Origin of the sequence: Streptomyces sp. NPDC058576, from assembly GCF_042718715.1 — a bacterium.
Lineage (GTDB): Bacteria > Actinomycetota > Actinomycetes > Streptomycetales > Streptomycetaceae > Streptomyces.
In genome coordinates this window covers 80877-99750 of sequence record NZ_JBHXPF010000005.1, presented here as the reverse complement: position 1 = coordinate 99750, position 18874 = coordinate 80877, and the positions used below count along the sequence as shown (strand labels likewise).

The window sequence follows — 18874 nt, the reverse complement described above, 5'->3', positions numbered from 1 at the left end:
CCCCGGTCCTCGATCGACCGGGGCGCCCACCCTTCTCGCGTTTTCACCGACCGTAGGGGTCAGGGGCCTTCGTTGCCGCCGCCTCGGCCGCCGCCCGGTCCGCCGATCACGCCTTCCGGAAGCTCGAAGCCGGGGAACCGGTTGCCGTCGCCGCCGCCGGGCTTGGCGTCCTCGCGGTCCTCGTCACCGCGGTCACGGTCACGGTCGCGCTTCTCCTTGTCCTCCTTCTCCTTGCCGCGAGGCACGGGGACGGGGTTGAACCCAGGAGTCTCGGCCGCGTCCAGTGCTCCGGTCATCGCGATGCGCCAGATCGGGCCGGGGAGACAGCCGCCGCAGACCTTGTCGTAGTACTGGCCGCCGATGGTGACGTCGAACATCGAGCTCTTGTCGCCGATGTCGTCGCCGACCCACACAGCGGTGGAGAGGTTCGGCGTGTACCCGACGAACCAGGCGTCCTTGCGGTCGTTGGTCGTACCGGTCTTGCCCGCGTTGTCCCGGTCGCTGAGTCCGGCCTGCGTACCGGTGCCGTCCTCCACCACGCCCTTGAGCATCTGGTTGATCGTGTCCGCGGTCTTCTCGCTCATCGCCCGCGAGCAGGACGACTTCGGCACGGGGAGCTGCTTCTCCTGCGGGTCCTTGATGGACTCGATGGCGATCGGCGTGCAGTAGGTGCCCCGGTTGGCGAACGCGGCGTAGGCGCCGGCCATGGAGAGCGGCGTGCTCACCTCACCGCCGAGGGTGATCGAGGGGTACTCCTCGATCTTCTTGCCGTCACCGCGCTCGTAGCCGACCTTCTTGGCCAGCTCGACGGTCTCGCAGAGGCCGGCCTTCTGCTCCAGCAGCGCGAAATAGGTGTTGATGGACTTGCCGAGCGCGCTCGTCATGTCCCAGGTGCCCTTTTCGGACTCCAGCTCGTTCTGGAGGGGCCAGTCCGCGTAACCGGCCGGGGAGCCGGAGCAGTTGCGGAAGTCCCGCTCCTTCAGTGTCATCTTCCAGTCCGTCGAGAACGACGTCGCCGGGCTGATGCCCTTCTCCAGCGCCGCCGCCGCGGTGAACGGCTTGAACGTCGAGCCGACCTGGAAGCCGTACGTGCTGCCGCCCATCTTGTTGCTGACGGAGAGGTTGAGCACGGTCTCGTTCTGCTTCTGGTCCAGGCCGTACGGGCGGGACTGGCCCATGGAGAGGATCTTGCCGCTGCCCGGCTGGACCTGCACCACGGACGCCGCGAACTTGTCGTCCTTGTTGACCTTCGCGGTGGCGGCCTCGTTGGCGGCCTTCTGGGCGCGCGGGTCCAGCGTGGTCCGGATGGTCAGGCCGCCGAGGTTCCAGAGCTTGGCCCGGTCCTCGTCGGTCTTGCCGAACGCGGGGTCGGTGAGGATCGTCTTGCGGACGTAGTCGCAGAAGAAGCCGGAGCCGCTGACGGCGGTGATGCAGCCGTTCTTCGGCCGCGACACCTTCAGCTTGATGGGCGTCTCCATGGCCTTGTCTGCCTCGGCCCGCGTGATGCTCTTGACCGCGGCCATCCGTGCCAGCACGGTGTTGCGGCGCTTGGTCGCTTCCTCCGTGTCGTTGACCGGGTCGTAGCGGCTCGGCGACTGGACGATGCCGGCGAGCAGCGCGGCCTCCTCCACCTTGAGGTCCTTGGCGCGCTTGGAGAAGTAGCGCTGGGACGCGGCCTCGATGCCGTACGCCTGCTGCCCGAAGAACGTGATGTTGAGGTAGTTCTCCAGGATCTTCTTCTTGCCGAGCTCTTCCTCGACCTGGATCGCGTACTTCAGCTCGCGGACCTTGCGGCCGAGCGTCTGCTGCGTGGCCTCCGCGACCTTCTCCGGGTCGTCGCCCGCCTCCTCGACGAAGACGTTCTTCACGTACTGCTGGGTGAGGGTCGACGCGCCCTGCGCGGCACCGCCCGCCTGCACGTTGCGGTTCATCGCACGGAGGATGCCCTTGAGGTCGATCGCGCCGTGCTCGTAGAAGCGGGAGTCCTCGATCGCGATGATCGCGTCCTGCATGTACGGCGAGATGTCCTTCAGTGGGACGACCGTGCGGTCGCGGGAGTACACCGTGGCGATGGTGCCGCCGTCGCGGTCCTGGATCGTGGTCCGCTGACTGAGCGGTGGAGTCTTGAGGTTGGAGGGGATCTCGTCGAATCCTTCGACCGTCCCCTTGGCGGCGAGCCCCAGCGCTCCGGCTGCGGGCAGCGCGATGCCTGCCAGGACAGCTCCGGAGAGCGCGGCGACACCGAGGAACTTGGCGGCCTGCTGGGTCGTGGTGAGACCCCCGCCCGAGCGCTTCTTTGGCATAGGGGGCAGCCTAATCCGTAGTGATGAAGGTGTCGCAGGAGCAGGGGGCTCTCGGAGCGTTCGCGTACCAGACCGTGACATCCGGGCGGGTCGGCGGCACCACGACATCACGACCACGGCATCACGGCGCGGACGCGCGCAGGCATTCCGCTGCGGACGCACGAGGACGCGAGGGGGCCGCGTTCCCATTCGCCGGACAGACGGACAGGCCTTGGCCTAAGCTGCTCTCAACTGTCACAGCAGTCCGGTTCCGTATCAAGCCCCCTGCCGCCCCATGCGCATCTTCTGGTCATTCTTCACCCGGCCATGTGCAACCGCATTGCCCTTCACGCACCCACCGAGGCGCTCCCGAAAACGCCCCGTATGTCGCGAGAAGTCCTTTGCAACTTGAGTGGACTGTCCCTGTTTGGCGGGGATGGTCGCGTATGTCCTCGCCTCACTCCCCTGGGTGATCTGCCGCATACGCATAGTCCGTTCGGACCATTCAAGATTGGGCCCGAAGGGGGTGTTGTGCTGTCCCCACCTTCCGTAACGTCCTCAACTGGCAGCGGTGAATATGCCGCTACCGCCGTGGGGGAGCCTCGATTCGGGAGAGGACGGCGCCGGCATGGGCTGGGTAACCGACTGGAGTGCGCAGGCAGCCTGCCGCACTACCGATCCGGATGAACTGTTCGTACAAGGGGCAGCGCAGAACAGGGCCAAGGCGGTGTGCACCGGATGCCCGGTGCGGACCGAGTGCCTGGCCGATGCGCTGGACAATCGCGTCGAATTCGGCGTGTGGGGCGGAATGACGGAGCGGGAGCGCCGCGCACTGCTGCGCCGCCGGCCGACCGTCACGTCCTGGCGCCGACTGCTGGAGACCGCGCGCAGCGAATACGAGCGGTCCACCGGCATCCTGCCCGGAGTCATCGGGCTGGAGGACGAGGAACTGCACGAGACGTACGCCGCCGTGGGCTAGCGGCGGTGGCTACGCCGCTCCGGCAGGGGCCGGGGCGGAGCCGTCCGCCAGGCGGTCGCCGATGGCCCGGAGACCGTTCAGGTCGTGTACGTCGCCGGGCAGCGCCGCCACGGCCGTCACCGGCACCTCCGGGTGGAGCGCGGTGAAGCGGTCGTGGGTGCGGTGTTCGCGGGCGACGACCTGCATGCGCTCGGCGTGCAGGCGCAGGAGACCCGCCGTCAGTTCCTCGATGCTGATGACGTCGCCGATGACGTCGGTCGTGTCGCTCGCGTCGACGGTGTCCGTCGCATCGACGGTGTCGTCCTCGGGGGTGGTCGCGGTGGTCGCGATGTTCTCGTGGGGCGGCTCGTTCTCCGTCGTGTCCTGGTGCTCGGCCGGGGTCTGCGGTCCGGACGCCTGCCCTGCCTCGGGGGAGAGGGGCGGCTCGGTCGTTCCGGAAGCGGTGACCGCCGGGTCGGGGGCCACCTGGTCACCAAGGCCAGCTTTCCCGGCCGTCTGATCCACAATGCGGGCGTCGTCAAGATTTTCCGCGGCGATCAGCGCCTGCTCGGCGGAGAGCCGCGAAGCCTCGCTGCCGTGCACGCGGTTGAGGACCAGACCGGCCAGCGGCATCTTCTCGGCGGCCAGCCGTTCGACGAAGTAGGCGGCCTCGCGCAGCGCGTCCTGCTCCGGCGTCGCGACCACGAGAAAGGCCGTCCCGGGCGCCTGGAGCAGCTTGTACGTGGCGTCCGCGCGGCTGCGGAAGCCGCCGAACATGGTGTCCATCGCGGCGACGAACGTCTGGACGTCCCGCAGGAACTGGCCCCCGAGCAGCTTGCCTAGAGTGCCGCTCATCATCGACATGCCGACATTGAGGAACTTCATCCCGGCCCGGCCGCCCACCTTCGCGGGCGCCATCAGCAGCCGGATGAACTTTCCGTCGAGGAACGACCCGAGCCGCTTCGGCGCGTCCAGGAAGTCCAGCGCGGAGCGCGAGGGCGGGGTGTCGACGATGATCAGGTCCCACTCGTCGCGCGCCCGCAGCTGCCCGAGCTTCTCCATCGCCATGTACTCCTGCGTACCGGCGAACCCGGCCGACAGGGACTGGTAGAAGGGGTTCTCCAGGATGGCCTTCGCCCGCTCGGCATCCGCGTGCGCCTCGACGGTCTCGTCGAAGGTCCGCTTCATGTCGAGCATCATGGCGTGCAGTTCGCCGTCGCCGTCGATGCCGTCGACCCGCCTGGGGACGTTGTCCAGCCGGTCGATGCCCATGGACTGGGCGAGCCGGCGGGCCGGGTCGATGGTGAGGACGACGACCTTCCGGCCGCGCTCGGCGGCCCGTACGCCGAGGGCCGCGGCGGTCGTGGTCTTGCCGACCCCGCCGGAGCCGCAGCACACGATGATCCGGATGCCCGGGTCGTCCAGCAGAGCATCGGTGTCGAGGCCTGCCTCGGGCACGGCCCTGTCCGATCCGGCCGCGTCCGATCCGGCCGCGTCCAGGCCGCCGTCCGCCGCCGGGGCCGAATCCGTGCCGGCTGTGTCCGCGCTCATGCGTCCCCCTCCTCTCCCGCGCCCTGCTTGCGGAGCTCCGTGGCCAGGTCGTGCAGCGCGGCGAGGTCCACCCCGTCGCCGATCAGCGGCAGCTCCGCCGTCGGCAGGCCGAGGCCGGCCAGCACCGCGCGCTGCTCCCGCTCCAGGCCGACCCGCTCGGCGTGCTCCGCCGCCTGCGCGATCAGCGGGCGTACGAGAGCGGCGGAACCGGTCACTCCGGCCCGGGTCAGCGTCTTGGCGATCTCCTTCCGGCGGCCGCCCGCGGCGGTGCGCAGGGCGTCCTCGTCCAGCAGATGCGGGCGGACCATGTTCACGAAGACGCTGCCCACGGGCAGTTCGGCGGCGCGCAGCTCGGCGATGCCGTCCGCGGTCTCCTGGACCGGCATCTCCTCCAGGAGGGTCACCAGGTGCACCGCGGTCTGCGGGGACTTCAGGACCCGCATCACCGCCTGCGCCTGGTTGTGTATGGGGCCGATCTTCGCCAGCCCGGCGACTTCGTCGTTGACGTTCAGGAAGCGGGTGATCCGGCCGGTCGGCGGGGCGTCCATGATCACGTGGTCGTAGACGAACCGGCCCTGCTTGTCCTTGCGGCGTACGGCTTCGCACGCCTTTCCGGTCAGCAGGACGTCCCGGACGCCGGGCGCGATCGTGGTGGCGAAGTCGATCGCGCCGAGCTTCTTCAGTGCCCGTCCCGCGCTGCCGAGCTTGTAGAACATCTGGAGGTAGTCGAGGAGCGCGCGTTCGGCGTCGATCGCCAGCGCGTACACCTCGCCGCCGCCCGGCGCGACGGCGATCTTGCGCTCCTCGTAGGGGAGCGCGCCGGAACCGAAGAGCTGGGCGATGCCCTGCCTGCCCTCGACCTCGACGAGGAGGGTGCGCCTGCCCTCGCTCGCGAGGGCGAGCGCGAGGGCGGCGGCCACCGTGGTCTTACCGGTACCGCCCTTGCCGCTGACGACCTGGAACCTGCTCACGTATTCGAGCCTAACCAGTCCTGCCCCGGCCTACGCACGGGACCGTACGTGCCAGGCGTTACAGTCGGGCCCATGACCAAGTGGGAATACGCGACCGTGCCCCTTCTCGTGCACGCGACCAAGCAGATTCTGGACACCTGGGGCGAGGACGGCTGGGAGCTGGTCCAGGTCGTTCCCGGCCCGAACAACCCCGAGCAGCTCGTGGCCTACCTGAAGCGGGAGAAGGCGTAGTGGCGGGCGCCGTCGAGGCGCGGCTCGCCGAGCTCGGCCTGACCCTGCCCGCCGTCGTGCCGCCGCTGGCCTCGTACCAGCCGGCCGTGCAGTCCGGGGTGTACGTGTACACCTCGGGCCAGCTGCCCATGGTGGACGGCAAGCTCGCCGTCACCGGCAAGGTCGGCGCCGAGGTCACGCCGGACGAGGCGAAGGAGCTCGCGAAGACCTGCGCGCTCAACGCGCTGGCCGCCGTGAAGTCGATCGCCGGCGACCTGGACCGGATCAAGCGCGTCGTGAAGGTCGTGGGCTTCGTCGCCTCGGCCTCCGACTTCACCGGCCAGCCCGCCGTGATCAACGGCGCCAGCGAGCTGCTGGGCGCGGTCCTCGGCGACAAGGGCGTGCACGCCCGCAGCGCCGTGGGCGTCGCCGTACTGCCGCTGGACGCACCGGTCGAGGTCGAGGTCCAGGTGGAGCTCGTCGAGGCCTGAGAACCCTTCTCGCCCGTCCCGCCGATCCCGTCCGGTCCCGCGACCGGGCGGGATCGCGTGTGATCGGGTGCGATCGGGTGTGTATGGCGTATGCCGGGCGTGTACGGGGCATGTCGGTCACCGCGATGATCAGGGAACCTCTCGAACATCGGCGCGGTTCCGGATAGCCTCCGGCCATGTCCCAAGGTCAGTGGTACCCCCCGGAATGGCCCGACCGGATCCGGGCCCTCGCCGCCGGTGAGCTGACGGCCGTGACGCCCCGGAGGGCCGCGACGGTGATGCTGCTCCGTGACGCGGGCGGACAGAGCGAGGCGCGTGGCCCTGTCGTGCACATGCTTCGCCGCCGCACCTCGATGGCTTTCGCCGGCGGCGCGTACGCCTATCCGGGTGGCGGAGTCGATCCGCGCGACGACGACCGGCTGATCGGGTGGGCCGGTCCCCCGTTGGAGTACTGGGCCGAACGGCTCGGCGTGGCGACGGTCACCGAGGCGCAGGCCGTCGTCTGCGCGGCGGTGCGCGAGACGTTCGAGGAGGCGGGCGTCCTGCTCGCCGGGGAGACCGCCACGACGGTGGTGGGCGACACGACCGGGGAGGACTGGGAGGCCGACCGGGAGGCGCTGGTCGCCCGGGACCTGTCCTTCGCGGAGTTCCTGGACCGGCGCGGCCTGGTGCTGCGCTCGGACCTGCTGGGCGCCTGGGCGCGCTGGATCACCCCGGAGTTCGAACCGCGCCGCTACGACACCTGGTTCTTCGTCGCCGCGCTCCCCGAGGGGCAGCGCACCCGGGACGTCTCCACCGAGGCCGACCGCACGGTGTGGATCGCCCCGGCGGAGGCCGCCCGCCGCTACGACGCGGGCGAGCTGCTGATGATGCCGCCCACCGTGACCACGCTGCGGGCCCTCGCGCCGTTCAGGGCGGCCGCCGAGGCCCTGGAGGCCGCTGACGCGCAGGACATGACCCCGGTCCTCGCGCAGGCCCGTCTGGAGGGCGACGAACTGGTGCTGAGCTGGCCGGGACACGACGAGTTCACCAAGCACGTGCCCACGGCGAACCCCGGGGGCGCCGCGTGAGCGACGCAGCCGCCCTGCCCGGACAGCCGCGCGGAACCGTGGTCTCCGGGCCCGCGACCGCCCGTGCGGTCAACGTCCTCGCGCCCAACCCGTCCGCGATGACGCTCGACGGGACGAACACCTGGATCGTGGCCGAGCCCGACTCCGATCTCGCGGTCGTCATCGATCCCGGGCCGCTCGACGACGGACACCTGCGGGCCGTGATCGACGCGGTGGAGCGGTCCGGACGGCGCGTGGGCCTCACGCTGCTCACCCATGGGCATCCCGACCACGCGGAGGGAGCGGGCCGGTTCGCGGAGCTGACGGGGACGAAGGTACGGGCCCTGGACGCGGCGTTGCGGCTGGGCGACGAGGGCCTGGGGGCGGGCGACGTGATCACCACCGGCGGCCTGGAGCTGCGCGTGGTGCCGACGCCGGGGCACACCGCGGACTCGCTCTCGTTCCATCTGCCCGCCGACCGGGCGGTGCTGACGGGCGACACGATCCTCGGCCGCGGTACGACGATGGTCGCGCACCCGGACGGGCGGCTCGGCGACTACCTGGACTCGCTGCGGCGGCTGCGGTCGCTGACGGTCGACGACGGCGTCCACACGGTGCTGCCGGGCCACGGCCCGGTGCTGGAGGACGCGCAGGGGGCGGTGGAGTTCTACCTGGCCCACCGGGCGCACCGGCTCGCCCAGGTGGAGACGGCGGTGGAGGCCGGGCACCGTACGCCGTCGGAGGTGGTGGCGACGGTGTACGCCGACGTGGACCGCTCCCTGTGGCCGGCCGCCGAGCTGTCGGTGCGGGCGCAGTTGGTGTACCTGACCGAGCACGGGCTGATCCAGAGCTGATGGGGCCCACGCGCGGCGAAGGGCCCCGCCGACGGACGTACCGGAGTGCGTACTCCGGTACGTGCCCAGGTCGTCGGGGCCCTTCGCGTACGGGATCCGGGGTCAGCGCGAACGCTTCGCCAGCCGCTCCACGTCCAGCAGGATGACCGCGCGGGCCTCCAGGCGCAGCCAGCCGCGCCCCGCGAAGTCCGCGAGGGCCTTGTTGACCGTCTCGCGGGAGGCGCCGACCAGCTGGGCCAGCTCCTCCTGGGTGAGGTCGTGCACGACGTGGATGCCTTCCTCGGACTGCACGCCGAAGCGGCGCGACAGGTCCAGGAGGGCGCGGGCGACACGGCCCGGCACATCGGAGAAGACCAGGTCGGACATCTGGTCGTTGGTCTTGCGCAGGCGCCGGGCGACCGCGCGCAGCAGCGCGGTGGCCACCTCGGGCCGGGCGTTCAGCCAGGGCTGCAGGTCGCCGTGGCCGAGGCCGAGGAGCTTGACCTCGGTCAGCGCGGAGGCGGTCGCCGTACGCGGGCCCGGGTCGAAGAGCGACAGCTCCCCGATCAGCTCGCCGGGGCCGAGCACGGCCAGCATGTTCTCGCGCCCGTCGGGCGAGGTGCGGTGGAGCTTCACCTTGCCCTCGGTGACCACGTACAGGCGGTCACCCTGGTCGCCCTCGTGGAACAGCGCGTCTCCGCGCGCGAGGGTCACCTCACTCATCGAGGCGCGGAGCTCCGCGGCCTGCTCATCATCGAGCGCCGCGAAAAGCGGGGCGCGCCGCAGAACGTCGTCCACGAGTTCTCTCCTTGTCGGCCTGTCCAGGGAACCGTGGTCCCCATCATGCCGGACGGTAAAACAGTGCGATCAATCACAAACCAGTTTGACGCACGGGCGTGCCGGACCCTACGGCAGGGGGCCGATCGGGGGCGGATGCGCCGTCACAGGGGTGGTTGTCGGTGCCTGGCTCTAGGCTGGCCGGGTGTCCAGAACGCCGGGGAGAGTGCAGGCCAACGGGGCTGACGGGGCGCGGGAGGGCGCCGATTCCGCTGTGGGCGAACAGCCCCGGCCGCGCCCGAAGATTGCCGCGAATGGCTCCCTCGGGGACGCGCACGGCTCCCCCGGGGAGCCGGGGAAGCCGCTCGGGAAGTCGGCCAGGAGGTCCGCAGTGTCATCGTCAACGCCCGGCAAAACCGGAAAATCCGGGGAGCCCGGGGAGTCCGGCAAAACCGCCAAGGCGGCCAAAGCATCCAAAGCGGCCAAGGCAGCCGAGGCGCGCACGCCGACGGCGACCAAGGCCGGGGCCAAGTCGGCGCCCAAGGGGCCGGCCACGGTAAGCAAGGCGCCGAAGGCCGAGTCCCATCTCGCCATGGTCCGCCGGGCGCGCCGGATCAACCGCGAGCTCGCCGAGGTCTATCCCTACGCCCATCCCGAGCTGGACTTCCGAAACCCCTTCGAGCTCCTCGTGGCCACGGTCCTCTCCGCCCAGACCACCGACCTGAGGGTCAACCAGACCACTCCCGCGCTCTTCGCCGCCTACCCGACTCCTGAGGACATGGCGGCGGCCGTGCCGGAGGAGATGGAGGAGATCATCCGGCCGACGGGGTTCTTCCGGGCCAAGGCCAAGTCGCTGCTCGGCCTCTCGGCCGCCCTCCGGGACGAGTTCGGCGGCGAGGTCCCGGGGCGTCTGGAGGACCTCGTGAAGCTGCCCGGCGTCGGCCGCAAGACCGCCAACGTGGTCCTGGGCAACGCCTTCGGCGTCCCCGGCATCACCGTCGACACGCACTTCGGGCGGCTGGTGCGGCGCTGGAAGTGGACGGACGAGGAGGACCCGGTGAAGGTCGAGGCGGTCGTCGCCGGGATCTTCCCGAAGAGCGAGTGGACGATGCTCTCGCACCGCGTCGTGTTCCACGGCCGCCGGATCTGCCACGCCCGCAAGCCCGCCTGCGGGGCCTGCCCCATCGCCCCGCTCTGCCCGTCGTACGGGGAGGGCGAGACCGACCCGGAGAAGGCCAGGAAGCTCCTGAAGTACGAGATGGGCGGCCATCCGGGCCAGCGGCTCAGCCCGCCCGCCGACTACCCGGGCAAGCCCGCGCCCGCGATGGGGGCCGGGTGAGGGCCCGGACGCGCGCCCCGGAGCGGACTGACCTCTCGGAGCGGACTGCCCCCTGGGAGCGGACCGACCTCTCGGAGGGGATTCACCCCTCAGGACGGAACGGCTCGGAACGAAATGGCCGACGACAGGCGTTGTGAATCGACGGGGGTGCCTATGACGCACACGCACACACACAGCACGACGCAGTCCAGGACCGGCCCCGCCGCCGAGCCGGGTCACGGTCCCGCCGCGGATCCGGGGCACGGTCCCGGCCTCGTCAGCCGTGTTCCCGACACGGCCGTCGCCGTCACCACCGACGGCCTGCCCGCGTGGCTCGATCCCGTCGCCCGCGCCGCCCGCAGCGTCCGGCCGCAGCAGCTCAGCCGCTTCCTGCCGCCCGAGAGCGGGGCGGGCCGGCAGTCCGCCGTCCTGGTCCTGTTCGGCGAGGGGGAGCGCGGGCCCGAACTGCTCCTCATGGAGCGCGCCGGGACCCTGCGCTCCCATGCCGGGCAGCCGTCCTTCCCCGGCGGCGCGCTGGATCCCGAGGACGGCGACCAGGCCACCACCGGGCCCCTGCGGGCGGCACTGCGCGAGGCCGAGGAGGAGACCGGGCTCGACCCCCGGGGCGTACAGCTCTTCGGTGTGCTGCCCCGGCTCTACATCCCGGTCAGCAGCTTCGTCGTGACGCCCGTGCTCGGCTGGTGGCGGGCGCCCAGCCCCGTCGGGGTGGTCGATCCCGCCGAGACGGCCCGGGTCTTCACGGTTCCCGTGGCGGATCTCACGGATCCCGCGAACCGGGCCACGGCCGTTCACCCGAGCGGGCACAGCGGCCCGGCATTCCTGGTCGAATCGGCCCTGGTCTGGGGCTTCACGGCCGGCGTGATCGACCGGATTGTGCACTACGCGGGCTGGGAACGCCCCTGGGACAGGACCAGACAGGTGCCGCTCGACTGGCGCGCATGACACGCTGGCTGTTCTGCTGCGCTGTTCCGGGCCCGGCCCGGACCCCGTCACCACCGACGGGCCAGGTGACGAAACTGCGAGGCTACAGACGGTGAACGTGCTGGACATCCTGCTGCTGCTGGCTGCCGTGTGGTTCGCGGTCATCGGCTATCGCCAGGGTTTCGTCGTCGGCATCCTGTCGGTGATCGGCTTTCTCGGGGGCGGCCTCGTCGCCGTCTACCTGCTGCCGGTCATCTGGGGCCGGGTGACCGAGGACGCCGAGGTCTCCACGGCGGTCGCCATCGGCGCGGTCGTCATCGTGATCATCTGCGCCTCGATCGGCCAGGCCTTCACCACCCACCTGGGCAACAAACTCCGCCGGTACATCACCTGGTCGCCCGCGCGCGCCCTGGACGCCACCGGCGGCGCCCTGGTCAATGTGGTGGCCATGCTGCTGGTGGCCTGGATGATCGGCCTGCTGCTGGCGGGCACCTCACTGCCGACCCTCGGCAAGGAGGTCCGCAGCTCCTCGGTGCTGCTCGGGGTCGACCGGGTGATGCCGAAGCAGGCGCCCAGCTGGTTCCAGGACTTCTCCTCCGTCCTCGCGCAGAACGGCTTCCCGCAGGTCTTCAGCCCGTTCGCCAACGAGCCGATCACCGAGGTCAAGGCCCCGGACCCGGCCCTGGTGGGCAGCCCGGTCGCCGCCCGCGCCAAGAAGTCGATCGTCAAGGTCGTGGGGACGGCCCCGAGCTGCGGCAAGGTCCTCGAAGGGACCGGCTTCGTCTTCTCCGAGCGCCGGGTGATGACCAACGCCCACGTGGTCGGCGGCGTGGACGAGCCCACCGTCCAGATCGGCGGCGAGGGCCGGCTGTACGACGCGAAGGTCGTCCTCTACGACTGGCAGCGCGACATCGCGGTCCTGGACGTCCCCGACCTCCGGGCCAGGCCGCTGCAGTTCACCGGCCCGGACGACGACGCGGAGACCGGCGACAGCGCGATCGTCGCGGGCTTCCCCGAGAACGGCGCGTACGACGTTCGCTCGGCCCGCGTCCGCGCCCGCATCGACGCCGACGGCCCGGACATCTACCACCGGGGCACGGTGCGCCGCGATGTGTACTCGCTCTTCGCGACCGTGCGCCAGGGCAACTCGGGCGGCCCGCTGCTCACTCCGGACGGCAAGGTGTACGGAGTGGTGTTCGCCAAGTCGCTCGACGACCCGGACACCGGGTACGCGCTGACGGCGGACGAGATCCGCGAGGACATCGAGATCGGCCGCACGGCCAACCAACAGGTCGACAGCCAGGGCTGCGCCCTCTAGGGCGTGTCCGGCGGATCAGGACCGGGTCCACGACGCCTGGCACAGCACCTCGCCCTGGCCCCGGGTATCGCGAGGTCCCGCCCCCGTACAGCAGTCCCCGCCCCCGCCCCCGTACAGCAGGCCCTCACGAGGGTCAGTTACGGACGAGGGTCAGTTACGGGGATGGCGGAGCCGGGCCGAGACCCAGCGGGCCCGGCGGCGGAGGATGCGGGAAATCCCGAGACGGGAACGGTGAAGGTCATGCACGTGGTGCACCCGGCCGCGAGGGCCGCCCCCCTCATGAGTGCTCACACCGGCTGACGCGGTGGAGCGGCGGTTGCGTGCTTCGTCAGTGAAGTCGTGCGTCCAGCCCATACCCCGACGTCTGCCCGTGACCCAAGGTCGGTAATCGTGCGCGAGTCAGCCAATTGGCCTATGCGGCAGGCAATTGGCTGTTCGTCGGACACGTGTTCCCCGGGCGGGCGGGCGGCTACCGGTCCGGCTCGGGGTCCTTGAGCCAGTTGATGAGTTCGGCGGAGAAGCCGATCGGATCCTCCTCGTGCGGGAAGTGTCCGACACCGTCGAAAAGTCGCCACCGGTAGGGCGCCTCGACGTACTGGCCGGACCCGGCCGAACTGCGGGTGCGGACCGCCGGATCGAGCGACCCGTGCAGGTGCAGCGTGGGCACCCGGACCGGACGCTTCATCCGCCGGTTGAACTGGATCCCGTCCGGACGCGCCATCGACCGCACCAGCCAGCGGTACGGCTCGATCGAGCAGTGGGCGGTGGAGGGGATGCTCATGGCCCGCCGGTAGACGTCCAGGGTCTCCTCGTCGGGGAACTCCGGGGTGCGGGGGCCTGCCCAGTCCTGGATGAGACCCCCCACCAGCGCGGCGTCCTCCGCGAGGAGTTGACGCTCCGGCAGCCACGGGCGCTGGAAGCCCCAGACGTACGAACCGGCCCGCGACTGGGCGAAGTCGGACAGCATCGAGGAGCGCCAGCGGCGCGGGTGCGGCATGGAGGAGACGACGAGCCGGCGGACCAGCTTGGGCCGCATCACGGCGGCTGTCCAGGCGAGGTAGCCGCCGAGGTCGTGGCCGACCAGGGCCGCGTCGGGCTCACCGAGGGAGCGGATCACGCCGGTGACGTCGAGGGCCAGGTTGGCGGGGTCGTAACCGCGCGGGGTGCGGTCGCTGCCGCCCACCCCGCGCAGGTCCATCGCGACCGCCCGGAAACCGGCGTCGGCTAGCGCGGTCATCTGGTGGCGCCAGGTCCACCAGAACTGCGGGAAGCCGTGCAGCAGGAGTACCAGCGGACCCTCGCCCAGCTCCGCGATGTGGAAGCGCGCGCCGTTGGCCGCCACATCGCGGTGGGTCCAGGGGCCGTCGAGACGCACCGGCCCCCCGGCGGGGGCGGTCCGGCCCGCGGGGCTCGTGGCGGCCGGGTCTGCCGGGGCGGACGAGGCGGCCGAACCCTCCGGGTCCACCGGACGCGTCGGGCCGAATGCGCTGGAATCGGGAACGGTCATGTGGACGAGCGTGCCACAGCCGCGGCCTCGTCCTTGCCGGTGCCGCTTTCGATGCTCTTCTTCGTCAGGCTGCTGCCGGAGCGCTCGATGATCGCCGCGGCCTCGATCGACGGACGCGGGTGCGGCTTGGCGTTCTGCAGGACGGCGGCGGTCTGCTTGGCCGAGGCGATGGACTTCTCCGGCGGCTTGATCTTCTTGAACTTCCGCAGGCCGATGAACGCGATCAGGGCGGCCAGGAGAATGAAGGCGCCTGCCACGATCAGGAAGGACCACGCGAGGCCCAGGCCGAGGTTGTGGATCCCGTACGCGGCCGCGAAGCTCAGCATCGGCATCGTGAACAGCAGCAGCACGCCCGCGGCGATGAACGCCCCGCTGCCGATCGCCCCGCGCTTGACGTCCTGCCGCACCTCCGCCTTGGCCAGGGCGATCTCGTCGTGCACCAGCGCGGACATCTCGGCCGTCGCCGAAGCGACCAACTGCCCGATGCTGCGGTCCGCGTTGCCCGCGTAGTTGCCGGGGTCGCTCATCCCTGACTCCCTCTCCGTCTTCGACACATCCGATGTCAGATCATGCCGGACTGTTCGGCTTGTTGCGCGCTGCCCCCGCCCGCTCTTCGGCGAGACGGCGGTGTTCGGCCGCCTTGCGCTCGTGGATGGCGGCCATCCGCAGGTGATATTCGGGATCATCCTGCTCGTAGACATCCGGTACCCCGGATTCGTCCTCGTCCAGCTCCTCGGCCTCGATCAGCGCACGGTACTTGCGTACCCGGATCTTGAGGAGCACACAGGCGAGCGTGGCCGCTATCAGCGAGCCGAGCAGTACGGCGGCCTTGATCTCGTTGACCGTATCGGGGTCGCCCTCGAAGGCGAGCTCGCCGATGAGCAGCGAGACGGTGAACCCGATGCCGGCGAGTGCGGCGACCGCGAAGACATCGGCCCAGGCCAGGTCCTTGTTCAGCTCCGCCTTGGTGAAGCGGGCGGCGAGGTAGGTGCCGCCGAAGATGCCGACGGTCTTGCCGACGACGAGACCGAGGACGACGCCGAGCGTCTCCGGCCGGGTGAAGACGCCCGCCAGCGCCTCGCCGTTCAGCGCGACTCCGGCCGAGAACAGGGCGAACAGCGGAACGGCTATCGCGGCCGACAACGGGCGGACCAGGTGCTCGATGTGCTCGCCGGGGGAGTGCCGCTCGCCCTCGCGCCGGGTGCAGCGCAGCATCAGGCCCATGGCGACACCGGCGATGGTGGCGTGGATGCCGCTGTTGTACATCAGGCCCCAGATGACCAGGGCGAGCGGAACGTAGACGTACCAGCCCCGGACGTCGAAGCGGAGGAGGACGCGGAAGACGGCCAGGCCGAGGACGGCCCCGCCGAGCGCCGGGAAGTTCAGGTCCGAAGTGAAGAACACCGCGATGATCAGGATCGCGAAGAGGTCGTCGACGACGGCCAGGGTGAGCAGGAAGGCGCGCAGCGCGGACGGCAGCGAGGTGCCGATCACCGCGAGGACGGCGAGCGCGAAGGCGATGTCGGTGGCTGTCGGGACCGCCCAGCCGTCCATCGAGCCGTCTCCGACGACCGTGGTGAGGGTGTAGACGAGGGCGGGCACGGCCATTCCGCACAGGGCCGCCACCACGGGGAGGGCCGCGGCCTTCGGATCGCGGAGTTCGCCCGCGACCAGTTCGCGCTTCAGCTCTACACCGGCGACGAAGAAGAAGACGGCGAGCAGTCCGTCCGCCGCCCAGTGCGCCACGGAGAGGTCCAGGCCGAGGCCACTGGGACCGAAGTGGAAGCCGCTCACCGCCTCGTACGAGCCGCCGAAGGTGTTGGCCCAGACGAGTGCGGTGACCGCCGCCACCAGCAGCAGCACACCGCCGACCGTCTCGGTGCGCAGGGCCTCCGTCACGTAGGTCCGCTCGGGGAGCGAGAGCCTGCCGAGCAGCGAGCGCTGGGGCGGGGCGGGGGCGGGCGGTACCACGAGAGAGACCTCCAGGTCGGGGTGGCGTACGGGCATGACTGGTCCTGTGCCGACCAGACTTCCCGGCGCCCCTGTGGAGATGTTCTCTGAAGTTGTCCGATGTTGTCGGTGGAGCGCCCACCCTACCGGGGGCGTGCGGAGCGGAACCGTACGAGGTGATCCGAGGTGATCCGAGGTGATCTGAGGTGATGCGAGGTGATCCGAGCCGGTCCTCGGGCTGAATGCCCGATGGGCACCCGGCGCGTCGCCGGATGCCCATCGGAGCCGTACTCGTGCGGAGGGTGGTTCCGCGCTGTCAGTCCTCGTCGGACGAGGAGGACGGCAGCTGGGTGGTGATCAGGTCCATCACCGAGGAGTCGGTCAGCGTCGTGACGTCGCCCAGCTCGCGGTTCTCCGCGACATCGCGCAGCAGCCGGCGCATGATCTTGCCGGAACGGGTCTTCGGCAGCTCGGCGACCGGCAGGACCCGCTTGGGCTTGGCGATCGGGCCGAGCGTCGTGCCGACGTGGTTGCGCAGCTCCGCGACCAGCTCGTCGGACGCGGTCGCCGTGGAGCGCAGGATCACGAACGCCACGATGGCCTGGCCGGTCGTCTCGTCCGCCGCGCCGACCACGGCGGCCTCGGCGACCGACGGGTGGGAGACGAGGGCGGACTCGACCTCGGTGGTCGAGATGTTGTGCCCGGAGACGAGCATGACGTCGTCGACCCGGCCGAGCAGCCAGACGTCGCCGTCCTCGTCCTTCTTGGCGCCGTCGCCCGCGAAGTACTTGCCCTCGAACCGCGACCAGTAGGTGTCGATGAACCGCTGGTCGTCGCCCCAGATGGTGCGGAGCATGGAGGGCCACGGCTCGGTGAGGACGAGGTAGCCGCCCCCGCCGTTCGGCACCTCGTTGGCGTCGTCGTCGACCACGGTGGCGGAGATGCCCGGCAGTGCGCGCTGGGCGCTTCCCGGCTTCGTCTCCGTCACACCGGGCAGCGGCGAGATCATCATCGCGCCGGTCTCGGTCTGCCACCAGGTGTCCACGATGGGGCACGTGTCGGCGCCGATGTTCTTCCGGTACCACATCCACGCCTCGGGGTTGATCGGCTCACCGACCGAACCGAGGACGCGGAGGCTGCTCAGGTCGAACTTCGCGGGGATGTCGTCCCCCCACTTCATGAACGTACGGATCGCGGTGGGCGCCGTGTAGAGGATCGTGACGCCGTACTTCTGCACGATCTCCCAGAACCGGCCCTGGTGCGGGGTGTCGGGCGTGCCCTCGTACATGACCTGCGTCGCGCCGTTGGCCAGCGGCCCGTAGACGATGTACGAGTGCCCGGTCACCCAGCCGATGTCGGCGGTGCACCAGTAGACGTCGGTCTCGGGCTTGAGGTCGAAGACCGCGCTGTGCGTGTACGAGGCCTGCGTGAGGTAGCCGCCGGAGGTGTGCAGGATGCCCTTCGGCTTACCCGTGGTGCCCGAGGTGTAGAGGATGAAGAGCGGCTGCTCCGCCTCGAAGGCCTCGGGGGTGTGCTCGGCGGACTGCCGGGCGGTGATCTCGTGCCACCAGACGTCGCGGCCCTCGGTCCAGGCGGTGTCCTGACCGGTGCGGCGGACGACGAGGACGTGCTCGACGGTCTCGAAGCGGGAGACGGCGTCGTCGACGGCGGGCTTGAGGGCGGAGGGCTTGCCGCGGCGGTAGCCGCCGTCGGCCGTGATGACGACCTTGGCGTCCGCGTCCTTGATACGGGCCGCGATGGCGTCGGCCGAGAAGCCGCCGAAGACCACGGAGTGCGCGGCGCCGATACGGGCACAGGCCAGCATCGCGACGGCGGCCTCGGGGATCATCGGCAGATAGACGGCGACCCGGTCGCCCTTGCCGACGCCCAGCTCGGTGAGCGCGTTGGCGGCCCGGGAGACCTCGTCCTTCAGCTCCGCGTAGGTGATGGCCCGGCTGTCGCCCGGCTCGCCCTCGAAGTGGATGGCGACCCGGTCGCCGTTGCCCGCCTCGACGTGGCGGTCCACGCAGTTGTACGCGACGTTCAGCTTGCCGTCCGCGAACCACTTCGCGAAGGGCGGGTTGCTCCAGTCGAGGGTCTCGGTCGGCTCGGTGGCCCACGTCAGGCGGCGGGCCTGCTCGGCCCAGAAGCCCAGCCGGTCCGCCTCGGCCTGCTCGTACGCCTCTGCGGTGACGTTGGCGTTGGCGGCCAGCTCGGCAGGCGGAGCGAACTTCCGCTCTTCCCGAAGCAGGTTGGCCAGGCTCTCGTTGCTCACGACTTCTCCCAGTCCCAGGGTGTCCGTTGTGTCCCGGGGCATAGCTCATCAGGCGCGAGGCCGGGTGACAAGTGTCTGCCGGGAATTGGTTTAGACCTGTGTCTTCGTGTATGGAGCCATGATCCCGCTCCGCGGTCGAGGGCCGCCTGACGACGCGTGGCGTGCGACGTTTCCGGCCCGTGCGAGGTGCGCCGGGGTGCGATGGGGAACGGGGTCATCTGGTTGCACGGGCCCGGGGCTTGTGCGGTTCAGGGTGGAGGTGTCGGGCCTGGGCGGAGGCGTTCGGCTGGGCGGGGGCGTTCGGGCTAGTTGATAACTCATATCGGTTAATAAGCAGCTTTTCATTCGGTATGTCGCTCTTTCTGTGCGGGATCGCGTGCGAATTTGGCCGCGCCGTGTCGGCACTTCGACGCAAATAACCTGCAAGGAAGAGGGTGGGCGG

The 18874-nt window shown here is 70.5% G+C and carries 17 protein-coding genes; 8 read left to right on the top strand and 9 right to left on the bottom strand.

Features of this window, described 5'->3' with window-relative positions; all coding sequences use genetic code 11:
- Positions 1-59: 59 nt before the first annotated feature.
- Entirely contained in the window at positions 60-2303 is a 2244-nt protein-coding gene (locus ACFWRV_RS05930) for a transglycosylase domain-containing protein (protein WP_384328807.1), read from the bottom strand.
- A 607-nt stretch (positions 2304-2910) separates the two neighbouring features.
- On the opposite strand from ACFWRV_RS05930, the gene ACFWRV_RS05925 reads away from it, so the two are divergent.
- Positions 2911-3261 (top strand): WhiB family transcriptional regulator, encoded by a 351-nt coding sequence (locus ACFWRV_RS05925; protein WP_006126397.1) that lies wholly within the window; start codon positions 2911-2913, stop codon positions 3259-3261.
- A 9-nt stretch (positions 3262-3270) separates the two neighbouring features.
- Here the strand turns inward: ACFWRV_RS05925 and ACFWRV_RS05920 are convergent, their stop codons facing one another.
- Positions 3271-4791, bottom strand: a complete 1521-nt coding sequence (locus ACFWRV_RS05920; RefSeq protein ID WP_384328804.1) for an ArsA family ATPase — start codon at positions 4789-4791, stop codon at positions 3271-3273.
- A complete protein-coding gene (locus ACFWRV_RS05915; RefSeq protein WP_384328801.1) occupies positions 4788-5762 on the bottom strand; it encodes an ArsA family ATPase in 975 nt (324 codons plus the stop codon). The genes ACFWRV_RS05920 and ACFWRV_RS05915 overlap by 4 nt, the downstream gene beginning before the upstream one ends.
- 72 nt (positions 5763-5834) lie before the next feature.
- On the opposite strand from ACFWRV_RS05915, the gene ACFWRV_RS05910 reads away from it, so the two are divergent.
- From ACFWRV_RS05910 to ACFWRV_RS05895, 4 genes are all read left to right on the top strand, one after another.
- Complete coding sequence (locus tag ACFWRV_RS05910) at positions 5835-5993, top strand: DUF4177 domain-containing protein (RefSeq protein WP_003967454.1); 159 nt, start codon at positions 5835-5837, stop codon at positions 5991-5993.
- Positions 5993-6463 carry a RidA family protein gene (locus ACFWRV_RS05905; protein ID WP_384328798.1) on the top strand — a complete coding sequence of 157 codons (471 nt, stop codon included), beginning with the start codon at positions 5993-5995 and terminating at the stop codon, positions 6461-6463. The genes ACFWRV_RS05910 and ACFWRV_RS05905 overlap by 1 nt, the downstream gene beginning before the upstream one ends.
- Positions 6464-6639: 176 nt before the next feature.
- Positions 6640-7533 carry an NUDIX hydrolase gene (locus ACFWRV_RS05900; RefSeq protein WP_384328795.1) on the top strand — a complete coding sequence of 298 codons (894 nt, stop codon included), beginning with the start codon at positions 6640-6642 and terminating at the stop codon, positions 7531-7533.
- Entirely contained in the window at positions 7530-8366 is an 837-nt protein-coding gene (locus ACFWRV_RS05895; protein WP_384328792.1) for an MBL fold metallo-hydrolase, read from the top strand. Before ACFWRV_RS05900 ends, ACFWRV_RS05895 begins: the two co-directional genes overlap by 4 nt.
- A 102-nt stretch (positions 8367-8468) precedes the next feature.
- Here the strand turns inward: ACFWRV_RS05895 and ACFWRV_RS05890 are convergent, their stop codons facing one another.
- A complete protein-coding gene (locus ACFWRV_RS05890) occupies positions 8469-9143 on the bottom strand; it encodes a Crp/Fnr family transcriptional regulator (protein ID WP_003967450.1) in 675 nt (224 codons plus the stop codon).
- A 370-nt stretch (positions 9144-9513) separates the two neighbouring features.
- Between ACFWRV_RS05890 and nth the strand changes: the two genes are divergently transcribed.
- The 3 genes from nth (at position 9514) to ACFWRV_RS05875 (ending at position 12700) form a co-directional block, all read left to right on the top strand.
- Complete coding sequence (gene nth / locus ACFWRV_RS05885) at positions 9514-10461, top strand: endonuclease III (protein ID WP_384328789.1); 948 nt, start codon at positions 9514-9516, stop codon at positions 10459-10461.
- A 153-nt stretch (positions 10462-10614) separates the two neighbouring features.
- On the top strand, positions 10615-11403 hold the full coding sequence (locus ACFWRV_RS05880) for an NUDIX hydrolase (RefSeq protein WP_384328786.1): 789 nt from the start codon (positions 10615-10617) through the stop codon (positions 11401-11403).
- Between the two features lie 91 nt (positions 11404-11494).
- On the top strand, positions 11495-12700 hold the full coding sequence (locus tag ACFWRV_RS05875) for a MarP family serine protease (RefSeq protein WP_384328783.1): 1206 nt from the start codon (positions 11495-11497) through the stop codon (positions 12698-12700).
- Positions 12701-12850: 150 nt separating this feature from the next.
- Here ACFWRV_RS05875 and ACFWRV_RS05870 read toward each other — a convergent pair whose 3' ends face one another.
- From ACFWRV_RS05870 to acs, 5 genes are all read right to left on the bottom strand, one after another.
- On the bottom strand, positions 12851-13054 hold the full coding sequence (locus ACFWRV_RS05870) for a hypothetical protein (protein ID WP_384328780.1): 204 nt from the start codon (positions 13052-13054) through the stop codon (positions 12851-12853).
- A 115-nt stretch (positions 13055-13169) separates the two neighbouring features.
- The gene (locus ACFWRV_RS05865; protein WP_384328777.1) at positions 13170-14207 is read right to left on the bottom strand and encodes an alpha/beta fold hydrolase; all 1038 of its coding nucleotides are present in this window, start codon (positions 14205-14207) and stop codon (positions 13170-13172) included.
- Complete coding sequence (locus ACFWRV_RS05860; RefSeq protein WP_384328774.1) at positions 14204-14734, bottom strand: phage holin family protein; 531 nt, start codon at positions 14732-14734, stop codon at positions 14204-14206. Before ACFWRV_RS05860 ends, ACFWRV_RS05865 begins: the two co-directional genes overlap by 4 nt.
- Before the next feature lie 40 nt (positions 14735-14774).
- Complete coding sequence (nhaA, locus tag ACFWRV_RS05855; RefSeq protein ID WP_384328771.1) at positions 14775-16214, bottom strand: Na+/H+ antiporter NhaA; 1440 nt, start codon at positions 16212-16214, stop codon at positions 14775-14777.
- Positions 16215-16473: 259 nt separating this feature from the next.
- Complete coding sequence (acs, locus tag ACFWRV_RS05850) at positions 16474-18474, bottom strand: acetate--CoA ligase (RefSeq protein ID WP_384328769.1); 2001 nt, start codon at positions 18472-18474, stop codon at positions 16474-16476.
- Between the last annotated feature and the right edge of the window lie 400 nt (positions 18475-18874).

Bases quoted from the DNA above. Each gene is read 5' to 3' on its own strand.
- ACFWRV_RS05930 (WP_384328807.1), bottom strand. From the start codon at position 2,303: ATGCCAAAGAAGCGCTCGGGCGGGGGTCTCACCACGACCCAGCAGGCC.
- ACFWRV_RS05880 (WP_384328786.1), top strand. From the start codon at position 10,615: ATGACGCACACGCACACACACAGCACGACGCAGTCCAGGACCGGCCCC.
- ACFWRV_RS05870 (WP_384328780.1), bottom strand. From the start codon at position 13,054: ATGGGCTGGACGCACGACTTCACTGACGAAGCACGCAACCGCCGCTCC.
- nhaA (WP_384328771.1), bottom strand. From the start codon at position 16,214: ATGCCCGTACGCCACCCCGACCTGGAGGTCTCTCTCGTGGTACCGCCC.
- ACFWRV_RS05865 (WP_384328777.1), bottom strand. From the start codon at position 14,207: ATGACCGTTCCCGATTCCAGCGCATTCGGCCCGACGCGTCCGGTGGAC.
- ACFWRV_RS05910 (WP_003967454.1), top strand. From the start codon at position 5,835: ATGACCAAGTGGGAATACGCGACCGTGCCCCTTCTCGTGCACGCGACC.
- ACFWRV_RS05925 (WP_006126397.1), top strand. From the start codon at position 2,911: ATGGGCTGGGTAACCGACTGGAGTGCGCAGGCAGCCTGCCGCACTACC.
- ACFWRV_RS05920 (WP_384328804.1), bottom strand. From the start codon at position 4,791: ATGAGCGCGGACACAGCCGGCACGGATTCGGCCCCGGCGGCGGACGGC.
- ACFWRV_RS05860 (WP_384328774.1), bottom strand. From the start codon at position 14,734: ATGAGCGACCCCGGCAACTACGCGGGCAACGCGGACCGCAGCATCGGG.
- ACFWRV_RS05900 (WP_384328795.1), top strand. From the start codon at position 6,640: ATGTCCCAAGGTCAGTGGTACCCCCCGGAATGGCCCGACCGGATCCGG.
- acs (WP_384328769.1), bottom strand. From the start codon at position 18,474: ATGCCCCGGGACACAACGGACACCCTGGGACTGGGAGAAGTCGTGAGC.